This is a genomic window from Alistipes provencensis (genome assembly GCF_900083545.1).
GTDB classification, from domain to species: Bacteria; Bacteroidota; Bacteroidia; order Bacteroidales; family Rikenellaceae; genus Alistipes; species Alistipes provencensis.
The window spans coordinates 1,243,447-1,255,486 of record NZ_LT559262.1 but is presented as its reverse complement, the minus strand read 5'-3'; the positions used below and the strand labels follow the sequence as shown (position 1 = coordinate 1,255,486).

Annotated in this window: 6 protein-coding genes; 2 read left to right on the top strand and 4 right to left on the bottom strand. The window is 58.8% G+C overall.

Going from position 1 to position 12,040, the window contains the following annotated elements; all coding sequences use genetic code 11:
- Window positions 1–19: 19 nt before the first annotated feature.
- A complete protein-coding gene (locus BN5935_RS04970; protein WP_064975144.1) occupies window positions 20–1,663 on the bottom strand; it encodes a RagB/SusD family nutrient uptake outer membrane protein in 1,644 nt (547 codons plus the stop codon).
- 17 nt (window positions 1,664–1,680) lie between these two features.
- Window positions 1,681–4,791 carry a SusC/RagA family TonB-linked outer membrane protein gene (locus BN5935_RS04965; protein ID WP_235821013.1) on the bottom strand — a complete coding sequence of 1,037 codons (3,111 nt, stop codon included), beginning with the start codon at window positions 4,789–4,791 and terminating at the stop codon, window positions 1,681–1,683.
- A gap of 288 nt (window positions 4,792–5,079) precedes the next feature.
- Between BN5935_RS04965 and BN5935_RS04960 the strand changes: the two genes are divergently transcribed.
- Window positions 5,080–7,917: a helix-turn-helix domain-containing protein gene (locus tag BN5935_RS04960; RefSeq protein WP_064975142.1), complete on the top strand. Its 2,838-nt coding sequence runs from the start codon at window positions 5,080–5,082 to the stop codon at window positions 7,915–7,917.
- 11 nt (window positions 7,918–7,928) lie between these two features.
- Here BN5935_RS04960 and BN5935_RS04955 read toward each other — a convergent pair whose 3' ends face one another.
- The gene (locus BN5935_RS04955; protein WP_064975141.1) at window positions 7,929–8,822 is read right to left on the bottom strand and encodes a hypothetical protein; all 894 of its coding nucleotides are present in this window, start codon (window positions 8,820–8,822) and stop codon (window positions 7,929–7,931) included.
- 226 nt (window positions 8,823–9,048) lie between these two features.
- Here BN5935_RS04955 and BN5935_RS04950 point away from each other — a divergent pair, with 226 nt between their 5' ends.
- On the top strand, window positions 9,049–11,367 hold the full coding sequence (locus BN5935_RS04950; RefSeq protein WP_064975140.1) for a PAS domain-containing protein: 2,319 nt from the start codon (window positions 9,049–9,051) through the stop codon (window positions 11,365–11,367).
- A 56-nt stretch (window positions 11,368–11,423) separates the two neighbouring features.
- On the opposite strand, the gene folE is transcribed toward BN5935_RS04950, so the two are convergent.
- Complete coding sequence (gene folE / locus BN5935_RS04945) at window positions 11,424–12,032, bottom strand: GTP cyclohydrolase I FolE (RefSeq protein ID WP_064975139.1); 609 nt, start codon at window positions 12,030–12,032, stop codon at window positions 11,424–11,426.
- Window positions 12,033–12,040: the final 8 nt, after the last annotated feature.

The window sequence follows — 12,040 nt, the reverse complement described above, 5'->3', positions numbered from 1 at the left end:
AGCAAGTTCGTTTTGATGGTTAGTAGCCGGGATTCTGTACCAGCGAATTGCGCGACTGCGTAATCTCGTACTGCGGGATCGGCAGCAGGCCGCGGCGCGTTTTGTCCCACGTTACGGCGAACTCACCCTCCTCGCCGTTGGTCAGCACGCTGGCAGCATAGGTGTCGCCCTGACGCAGGATGTCCCAGTAACGGTGGCCTTCGAGGGCGAGTTCGAGCAGACGCTCGTCGAGAATCTTGTTCAGCGTCAGCTCTCCGGCATTGCCGGCCGATCCGGCTCCCAGCGCACGTTCACGCACCTTGGCGTAATATTCGAACGCCTTGCCCTGCGAACCGTAGCGGAACTCCATTTCGGCAGCCATCAGCAATACATCGGTCCAGCGGATCGAGGGGTAATTGTTCGGGTAGTTCAGTTCGCGCGAACCCGACGAAGCATTGTTGGCCGTCAGCGGCGTGAACTTGCGGCAGAAATAGCCCGTGTTCTGGAATCCTTCCGTATATTTCAGCCCTTCGCCGTCGTTGCTGCCGTCAGCGGCATTGGCATTGATCAGCGTCGCCCAACGGCGCGGATCGGCGGGATCGTAGGCATTGAAAAGGCGCTTGGCCACCGGAGCGAACGACCAGCCGGCGGCATAAGGCGAACCGACGTCGCGGATGCCCCACAGGATCACAGCCTGATTGCCCATGCAACCTTCGCGGTTGGTCCAGTCGCCCCACTTCGAAAGCGCCGAATACTGGATGGTGAAAACCTCCTCCGAACAGTTCTTGTTCGAAACGTTCCACAGCGGGGAGACACCGCTGGCTGTATCTTTCGCATAGGCGTTAGTCAGGAACGAGTAGTTGCCGCTGTCGGCCACCTCCTCGATCATGCGGATCATCTCCGCCGCGGATACCCCGGGCAATTCCTGCTGGCCGTAGTAACCCGTGTAGTAAAGCCATACGCGGCAAAGCAGCGCCTTGGCGGCATCAAGCGTGGCGCGGCCCTTGTCCGCAGCATCGAACTGATTGGCGGCCTCGGCCATCGCCGGGGAGCCGTCGGCACGCGTCATCTCAATCGCCGCCATCAGGTCGGTAGCAATCTGTTCGTAGATGACCGCCGGTTCGGCCTGCTTCTGGGCATAATCGGCCGGAGTGAGCGGTTTGAGGATCAGCGGCACATTACCGAACAGGCGCACCAGATCGAAATAGTAGTAGGCACGCAGAAAATGCCCCTCAGCCTTATACATCGCACGCAAATCCTCGTCGTTGAATACGGCGCCGTCGATCTTCTCGAAAAACTTGTTGCAGCGGTAGATGCCGGTGTAATACTTGTGCCACAGGGCCTCGGGATAGAGGTCTGAAACCAGCATCGTGAAGCGGTCGAGACGGCTGGTCTGCACGGCGTCGTTGGCATTGGCGCCTCCGGCGTAGCAGCAGTCGCCGAGAATTTCGCTGACCACTTCGAACGCGCAGTTCTGCGCACCGCCGCCGACGGCTTTCGGGGCGCTCCATGTCAGCACATTGTAGGCCGAAGTGAGCGACTGGTACATGTCGGTCTCTTTCTTGTAGAAATTATCCTCCACATCGTTCATCGGCGGGGTGAGGTCGAGCAGCGAGTTGCAGGCCGGGCCTCCCAGACACATCAGGCCTGCGGCGACGATCAAATAAATCTTAGTATGTTTCATAACGCTTGTTTTTCGGGTTAGAAGGTGAGGTTCAGGCCGACCGACACGGTACGCGGACGGGGATAGACACCCCGGTCGATGCCCGATCCGAGAATCGATCCGCCGTTGCCCACTTCGGGGTCGTAACCGTCGTACTTCGTGAATGTAAAGGCATTGTCGACCGATGCGAAGACGCGCACTTTGCGCAGGTAGTACTTCTCGGGGATATTGACTGTATAGCCGAGCGTGATGTTGCGGATGCGCCAGAAATCCCCGTCCCTGAGGTAAAAATCCGACGGCCGCGTCCAGTTGAGATTCGTATCGGAGGAGGTTACGCGGGGAATCGAATTCGACGTTCCCTCGCCATGCCAGCGGTCGAGCACCCATGCCCCGTAGTTGCTCATCGTCAGGTCGGGACGGCGCAGTACGCTGAAGATCTTGTTGCCGGCCTGTCCCGCCGAGGTGATGCCCAGATCGAATCCGTAGGCGCTGACGTTGACGTTCAGTCCGAAAGTTACCGTCGGGAAGGGATTGCCCAAATCCACGCGGTCGTTGTCGTCAATCGAGCCGCTGTCGTCGGTGTCCTGATACCGGAAATCGCCGGGGCGGGCGTCGGGCTGGATCTGTACGCCCTTCGAATTGACCCACGCATCGATCTCCGCCTGATTCTGGAAGATGCCCAGCGTCTTATAGCCCCAAAAATACGACATGGCATGTCCGGCCTCCATGCGGGTTACAGCACCCGTAATGCCCTGAACGGTCGAACCCGTGACGTACCCGGTGTCGGTTCCGACATAGGTGACTCTATTTTTATTATAGGAGACGTTGCCGTTTACGGCGATATTCCATTTGCCGAACCGGCGCTGGAAATCCACGGCGAACTCCACACCCGAGTTCTTCACGTTACCGGCATTGGCCGTCGGGAACGAGTTGCCCAACATCAGCGGAATAGGTATCGTGACGAGCAGGTCTTTGGTCTTCTTGACATAGTAATCGAACGTAAGCCCGAGGCAACCGAAAAGCCGCACGTCGAGACCGATGTCCGTCTGTTCGGAAGTCTCCCACCTCAGGTCGGGATTGGCCAATTTGGTCGGGGCCGCACCCACCGCAAGGTTTCCGTTCGCATCCTGCGCCCCGAAAGGATAACCAAGACCATAGGTCGAAATGGTTGCCAGATAGGCAAAATCCCCGATATTCTCATTACCGTTCTGTCCCCACGAAGCACGGAATTTCAGGGCGTCGAGCCAACGCACGTCACGCAGGAAACTCTCATTGGCGACATTCCAGCCCACGGATACCGAGGGGAATGTACCGAAACGGTTGTTGGGCCCGAAACGCGACGAACCGTCGCGGCGGACAGTGGCCGTCATCATATAGCGGTTATCGTAGGCATAATTAACGCGACCGAAGAACGACACGATGGCCGAGGGGTTGCCCGGACCACCGCTGGCCGAAGCCGACGAATTGGTCGCCATCGAAATATAGGCGTGCTCCTCGTCGTCGATCTTCAGGTCATTGCGGCTGGCGCTCAGCGAAAGGGTGCTGCGCTGAAGCAGCGAGGCGCCGAGCATGGCCGACACCTCATGCCGGTCATCATAGGTATGCCCCCATGTGAGATAGCCTTCGTAATTGAAGCGGCGATTCTGGTCGTAGCTCTGCGAAGCACCGTTGGCCGACGTATTCCCGGTCGTCGAGTTGAGCTTGTACATCGGGGAATAGCCGAATCCGTCGGTCCATGTGATGTCGGCGCCGGCCGAACCCCGGAGCCGGAAATCCTTCAGGAACTTGAGTTCTGCGAAAACGCTTCCCTTCATCGTGGTGTAGAGCGTGCGGCCGTTCGAATAGTAGATGCGCGCCACGGGGTTCACAACCTCCTGCGACACATATTTCGAAACACCGAACCCTCCATAAAGTTCATCGGTCTGGTAGGGATCGTAAACCGGGGTGAGGGGGTCCATGCTCAGGGCTCCGACCAACGGTCCCGCCGTCGAGGAGTTCTGCGTCACGGACTGTTTCTTGACATGACTTACCACGACATTCTCGCCGACGGTCAGCGCATCGTTGCGCAGCAGCTTGTGTTCGGCCGAGAGGTTGATCGTATAGCGCTTGAAATTCGATTTGCCCTTGGCCAGAATACCGTCCTGATTCAGGTACGAAGCCGATCCGTTGAACGACGAGCGGGCCGTACCCGCCGATACGCGCACATTGTGGCGCTGAGCGCCCGCATTGCGGTTGAGAATAGCCTCCTGCCAGTCGGTTCCCTGACGGAACGAGGCGATCTGCTCGTCGGTGAAGAGCAACTCTTTACCGCCGTTTATCGCGGCTTCATTCTGGATGATGGCGTACTCGCGCGCATTCAGCACGTCGATCTTGCGGGCGATGTTCTGGATGCCGTACGAAAAGTCATAGTTGACACTCCACTGCCCGTCCTTGCTGCGCCGGGTCGTGATGATCACAACGCCGTTGCCGCCGCGGGCTCCGTAGATGGCCGACGAAGCGGCATCCTTCAGCACTTCGATCGACTCGATGTCGCTCGGATTGAGGTACTCGATGCCGGAGACGGCCATTCCGTCAACGATATAAATAGGCGTCGCCGTGCCGTTGGTGCCGATACCGCGGATGTAGATCTGTACGTCCGATCCGGGCTGTCCGGAGTTCGATACGACCTGTACGCCGGCCGTCTTTCCGGCCAAAGCGTCATCGGCACGCATGATACCCGTGGTTTCAAGGGCGGAACCCTTGACCGACGAGATGGCTCCCGTCACGAGACTCTTCTTCTGGACGCCGTAACCTACGACAACGACTTCGTCGACCTGCTGCGAATCGCTCTCCAGCCGCACGTCGATCTCCATGCGGTTGTGCACCGCCACCTCTTGGGTCTTGTATCCGAGGAAACTGAAAACGAGGACATCGGATTTCGACGCCCGGATCGTATAAGCGCCCTTCATGTCGGTCGAAGTTCCGGTGGTAGTCCCCTTGACGATGACCGCCACACCGGCAATACCCTCTCCCGACGCATCCGTTACGACTCCCGAAACGGTACTTTGGGACTGTGCCGACCCCGACAGCAGGAAAAACAGACCGGCCAAAGCCAGCAGCATCCTGCGAAATCCCGGGAGAACGGCTCTTCCGTGTAGATTTTCACTCATAGAAATTGGATTTTAGGTTAGCTATATGAATTATTTTAAAAATAGTTCCTGCCCAAAAGTAAAATTTCATGGAATGAATCCGAATTTTTCAGCCCCTACAAAACTACTACACACCCGTTTTCCAAAATCATCCAAATCCCTACAAATTCATTTATAACAAAATAATTATCAACTGTTTAATTATCAAAATCCCGGATTCAAGCCGGGTACAACATTCGGGTAATTTTGCGGCGGGCTGTTTTTCTTAACATATTTAATATATTTGTAAAAAGAAAACGCTTCCGACCGATGAACCGACCGACTCTCACTTCGCTCCGTGTACTGCTGTCGCTTGCCCTGACAGCCTTCGCGGGAAATGCCTCCGCCGCAATCCATTGCGGCTTGCGGCATGTGGAACGCTTCGCGCAGGGTACCGACGCGGTGGCCCATACGCAGGTGTGGGACATCACGGCTGACGGAGGGGACGGCTGCCGGGTCTTTTTCGCAACCAACGACGGACTTTGCGTTTACGACGGGATCCGCTGGAGCAACTACCATCCTGAAGGGAACGCGGTGCTCCGCGCCCTGCGTTATGACACCGAGACGGGCCGCCTCTATACAGCCGGGGTCAACGAGTTCGGGTATTGGAAGCGCGACGACTACGGACGGCTCGCCTATACACCGCTGTACCGAAACCCCGATTTTCGCTCCCGAAGCAATGATTTCTGGCGGATCGCGCTCGAAACCCATTCGGGACGGGTCTACTTTCAATGCCGGGAAAAAATCTGCATCTACGATCTGTTGTCGGGCTCGATTCGGGAACTGCATCCGCAGGATGCCTTCCGATATATGTACGAAGTCGACGGACGCATCTACTTTCAGGACAGCGCCACGCTTTACCGCATGGGTGACGACCTGAGCCGCGAGGCCGTCTGCAACGTCCCGAGCCGCATCATCAACCTCGTTTCGGGCCGTAACGGCGAATTGCTGGCGGCGGTGGAGCATGCCGGCATGTTCTCCATCGACAACGAAGGGCGCGTCACGCCGCTCAACGCCGCGACCAATGTCCTGCTGGCGGATGCCAAGATCATGTGCTGCCGGCGCTACAACGCCGAACTGCTGCTGGTCGGGACTACCCGCCGGGGACTGTTCCTGATAAACAACGACGGCTCGGCCGACCACTCGATCCCCTATGGCCAGCAACTCGACAACACCACGATCCTGAGCGCCGCAACAGACGAGCGCGGCAACATCTGGCTCGGACTCGATTCGGGCGTGGCGTCCATCGACAACAGTACGCAGGATTATTATTTCACCGATACGCGGTTGGGACAGGTGCACGGCGTGCTCGGTCTCAGTGATGACCGGATGCTCGTGGGTTCGAACAAAGGACTCTTCCTGCTGGACAGCGACGGTTCGCTGAGCCTGATCCCGGGCAGTACGGGTTCGGTCTGGGAGCTGGACGAGATCGACGGACGAACCTATGTGCTTCACGATCTGGGATTATTCCGACTGTCGGAAGGACTGCGGCTCGTACCGGTTGTCACGGAGAGCGGCGTCTACTCGCTGCGCCGATGCCGCAACGACCGACAGTCTTACATTATGAGCACCTATTCGGGCATCAGCCTGCTGCGACATACCGGCGAAGGATTGCAGTTCGTGTCGCACATCGCCAATTACAGCGGGTTCACCCGCAATATCCGCATCGACGAGAAAGACCGCATTTGGGTCACCGTGCTGGGCGTGGGATTCGTGCGGCTGACGCTCTCCGAAGATAAGTGCAGTGTCATCGACGCCCGCAATTTCGACATGGCGACAGGAACAGACAACAATGTACTTTCGACACGCATCGATCAGGAGCTGATCCTATGCTGCAACGACCGGGCCTACCGCATCGATTACGTCACCGATTCGCTCGTGCGCGCCCCCGGTGCCGAACAGATTCTCGGGCTTTGCGGCCGGGGGGGGGTGAAAAGCATTGTGCAACAGGACAATCGCTTCTGGTATGTGGCGGCTGACGGGACGGGATATGTCGAACGGACAGGCAATTCCCTGAGTCGCTGTGCAGGCATTCTCGAGCAGGCGACCAAGGAGCGGATTTCGAGCGGATTCCGGGCTATCGGCACCGCCGGAGTCATCGGATTTCGGAACGGCATCGGGTTCTCCTACGGCGGCAACACCCCGTTGCAGCCCGTCGAGGTCGGCATGGTAGCAGCGCAGGGCCCCAACAAGACGTGTTATCACCGCCTCGGCGACCCCGTTTTCGAAATTCCCGCATCGATGAACACGCTGCGCATCTGGCCGATCCGACTTCCGCCGGGGCAGCAGCTCGAATACCGCATCGCGTCACTGGCCCCCGACTGGCAGACGGTGCGTATCGACGAATATCTGCAGGTCCCGGCACTACCGCACGGCCGCCACGTCGTCGAACTGCGCGCCCCGGGCGCCGCCGATCCGTCGGATATCCGTCAGGTCGAAGTCTGGGTACGCCCGCCGTGGTATATTTCATGGCCGATGATCCTCCTCTACATGCTGGTCGTCACGCTGTTGCTTGCCGGAGTACGGAGTTACTACATCCGCAAAAACCGCCTGACGCAAGAGGAGGTTCTCCGCCGGGAGAAGGAGCGACGGGAAAAGGAGCTGGAACAGCTCGAACGGGAAAACCTGCTCAAGGAGAAGCGGATTTCGGAACTGGAACGCGAGAAACTGAAGACCGACCTGCGCAACAAGGACAAGCGGCTGGCAAACATCACGATGAACAGCATCCGCCGCAACAACATGCTCAACGAACTGAAAAGCGAGGTCTCGGAACTGATGACTGCCGAAGGGCCGGGCCGGATCAAGACGATCGTCAGCCGGATCATCCGCCAGATCAACATCCAGCTCAAGGACGACAGCGACTGGCAGTTGTCGGAAAACTACTTCAATACGATCTACGACGGCCTGCTGGACCGGCTCCGGGCCAATTACCCGTCGCTTTCACAAACCGACCTGCGGCTGTGCGTCTACATCAAACTGAACCTGTCGACCAAGGAGACGGCCGAACTGATGAACATTTCACCGCGCAGCGTGGAGATGGCCCGCTACCGGCTGCGCAAAAAGCTGGGTCTGGGGTCAAACGACAATATCGGGTCGATCCTCCAATAACGGAAGCAGCCTCAGAAGCCGAACGCCTTGCCGTCGCTGACGCAGATCAGGCCGCGCCCCGCGCCGAAGGCCCCGGCGATCTCGGCATCGCCCTTGGTGACCTTGCAGCGGGCCACGTCGGGGTTTTCGACGTCGTTCACCCGCAGGCGGCCGACTTTCTGGCGCGTCATGACACCCCCGATCGGCACCTCCTCGTAGACCATGAACAGGTCGCCGGGCTTTACGCCCATCAGCGTCCCGCTGTGGATATAGAGTTCGCGGACGCGCCCCTTTTTGTCGGGCGGACAGAGTTCGAGGATCAGCGTTTCGAATTTGAAATTGCGGTCGATATAATACTCCAGCGACCCGCGGATGCGGGCCAGTGCCGCCAGATCGGCATCGGTGGCTGCCGGGGCCGAAGCCGTCAGGGTAAACGTCTCGTCGGGCAGCCGTTCGCTCAGTTTGAGATCCAGCCCCGAGAGGACCACGGAGAAGGTGGCCTTGAATCCGGAACGGGGCGGATTCTTGCTGTCGGCAGCCGGCAGTTGGACGTGTTCGAATTTATAGCCGACGATCGCACCGGCGATGAGGTAACGGGCCCCGCCCGCCGCGGCCAGCGGAGCGCGCAGTTCCAGAAAGGCCCCCATGTCGGTAGGCGCCGTTTCGGGAGTGGTGATCCCCGGTCCGGGTACGGAGCCCGCGAGAACGGGCACGGTTTCGGCATCGATGACGTTGTGGCGCCCCCGATCGGCGAAGCCCCCGAGAACATACGCCCGGAGTGTCTCGGCATAGGGAGCCGGCACGGCACGGTCGCGGAGGAAAAAATCGACCACGACGGTCTCTTTTTCGGGAGCCGGCGTTTGAGCCGGAACGGGCATTGCGGCGAACAGCAGCAGAACGCAATAACATGCGGAGAGTCGTTTCATGAAGAATCGGGTTAATTTGCAGCGGTAAATATAGTGATTTTCAACGTTTCCGGAAAATTTGTCACATGTGTCGTTCTTTCTTTTGTCCAAATAACCTATCTTTGATGTCGGAGTCGTAACGACCCGCTTATCCGTCGGAAGGTTTTGCCGGATCGCATGCAATCAGGTTTTGAACCCCTTCCGCCTTTTTTATCTTGTTTTTGCGTAGTGCATAATATCATAGCGTATGGGCCGATATGACAATTGCTCCCGCGAGGAGTTGATTCGCCGGATCGAGGAACTCGAACGGCAACAGGGAGCCAAAACCGAGGCTCCGGCGCGATTCCGGGAGCGGTTCGCGCGTGAAATCCTCGATTCGATCCCCGACATGCTGACCGTACTCGACCGGCACGGAAAGCTCGTCGAACTGGTCTCCGCCGAAGATTCCAACCACGTCGGGGTCTCGAGCAGCGACTTCATCGGTCAGGACATCCAAGCCGTGCTCTCCCCCGAGGCGTGCCGCAATGTGCGCAACAACCTCGACAACGTCTTCGCCACGGGCCACGGCTCGGCGTCGCACCACGACATCACGCTCCACGGCGAGACCCGTAACTACGAAAACCGCATCTTCCCGCTCGACGGCGAGCATGCGCTCTGCATCTGCCGCGACATCACCGAGACCGAGACGGCGAAGTACGAGCTGGAGATGGTCAAATACGCCCTGAACAACGTCGAAGAGGAGATTTACGCCTGCGATCTGGACGGTACGATGGAGTATGCCAACGAGCAGTACCGCGTACACCACGGCATCACGGACGAACTGTCCACACACAAGGTCTACGATTTCTGGTCGTTCCGCGGCACGAAGGCCCAATGGGAGGAGCGGCTCCGGAAAATCCGCCGCGACAACGGCGCACACAAGTACACGGTGCGTTTCAAGAACGATCAGGGGAACGTCGTGGCATGGGACGTGGTGGCCTACATCATCTACGACCATTTCAAGGAGCGCGAGATCGTCTGGTTCTTCGGCCGCGACGTCACGCTGCGCATCCAGCACGAGAACAAGGTCAAGGAGATGAATTCGATCCTCGACAGCATCCTGAACAACATTCCGGTCTACCTCTTCGTCAAAGACCCCGGCAACGAATTCCGCTACCTCTACTGGAACCGCGCGTTCGAGGAGTATTCGGGCATTCCGGCCGAACGGGCGCTGGGGCATACCGATCTGGAGATCTTCCCCAACCCGAAGGACGCCGAGCATTTCCGCCGCGACGACCTCGAACTGCTGCGCACGGGCGAGCGCGTGACCTTCGTCGAAGAGTATGTCAACGTCGCGGGCGAGACGCGCATCGTCAACACCTCCAAATCGCTGGTCCCGGTCGAGAACCGCCTGCCGCTGATCATCGGCGTGTCGTGGGACATCACCGACGAGAAAAACGCCGAACTGGAGATCGTCGAAGCGCGCATCCGCGCCGAGGAGTCGGACAAGCTCAAATCGGCCTTCCTTGCGAACATGAGCCACGAGATCCGCACGCCGCTCAACGCCATCGTGGGCTTTGCGAAGCTGATCGGTTCGGCCGAGACCGAGGAGGAGAAACAGCAGTTCGCCGAAATCATCGACACCAATTCCGAGCTGCTGCTCCAACTCATCAACGACATCCTCGACATCTCGAAGATCGAGGCCGGGACCCTCGAGTTCCGGTTCAAGCCGATGAACCTCAACGACCTGTGCCGCTCGGAATACGAAGTGCACAAAACCCGCGTGAAGCCCGGCGTGGAACTCGTCTTCGAGGAGAAATACGACGACGTGCAGATCGTCTGCGACCAGAACCGCCTCGCACAGGTCATCACCAACCTGCTGAACAACGCTTCGAAATTCACCGAGCAGGGCTCGATCCGTTTCGGCTTCGACCTCAAGGACGACCGGGTGGAGTTCTATGTCGAGGATACGGGCGTGGGCATCCCCGAGGAGAAGGTCCGCGACGTCTTCGACCGGTTCGTCAAACTCAACGACTTCGCCGCCGGGACCGGACTGGGACTGGCCATTTCGAAGATGATCGTCGAACGCATGGACGGCACGATCGGCGTCGACTCGGAGGTGGGAAAAGGCACCCGGTTCCACTTCTCGATCCCGGTCGAACCGCGGGGTTTGCCGGGCATCGACGGCTGCGTGTCGGGCATGCCCGGGCAGTCGGACCGGTGGACGCTCCTCGTCGCAGAGGATTCGGACATGAATTTCAGACTGATCGAAGCGGTATTGGGGCAGCGGTTCAAACTGGTGCGCGCCATGACCGGAGCGGAAGCCGTGGAGCAGTTCGCCAACATGCATCCCGACGCCGTGCTGATGGATGTCCGGATGCCGGTGATGGGCGGACTGGAGGCCACGCGGCAAATCCGCAAAATATCGCCCGACGTTCCCATAATCGCCATGTCGGCCTACTCCTACGGCAACGAGCCTGAACTGGCCCGGGAAGCCGGGTGCAACGACTTCCTGACCAAACCCCTGTCGCAGTATTCGCTCAACAAGATCCTGAACGCCGCCCTCGTCGACCTGAAACGAAAATAAGCATAAAAACCCGCACACGTTCCGGTGTGCGGGTTTTTATATGGATGCGTTCCGATTTAGCGGTACCGGTGCGAAATGAGGGTCATAAACTCCTCGCGGGTCCGCTGGCTCGACAGGAAAACGCCCGTGAAAGCCGAGGTCGTGGTCGCCGACTGCTGTTTTTCAATACCGCGCATCTGCATGCACATGTGGCTGGCCTCGATCACCACGGCCACGCCCATCGGGTTGAGCGCCTCCTGAATGCAGTCGCGGATCTGCACCGTCAGCCGCTCCTGCACCTGCAGGCGGCGGGCGAAGCACTCCACCACACGGGCCACTTTCGAGAGCCCCGTGATGTAACCGTTGGGAATATAGGCCACATGGGCCTTGCCGTAGAAGGGCAGCATGTGGTGTTCGCACATCGAGTAGAGCTCGATGTCCTTGACCAGCACCATCTGCCGATATTCTTCGCGGAACGTCGCCGAACGGATGATTTCGAGCGGATTCTCGTCGTAACCTTTCGTCAGGAACGACATGGCCTTGGCCACCCGTTCGGGGGTTTTCAGCAACCCTTCGCGTGCGGGGTCCTCCCCCAGCAGGCGCAGGATTTCCGCATAGTGGAGCTTCAGCGCCTCGATGGTCGCAGGGTCGAAACGCTCCTCCTTGTCGTAGTTCTTCGTTTCCATAGGGCGCA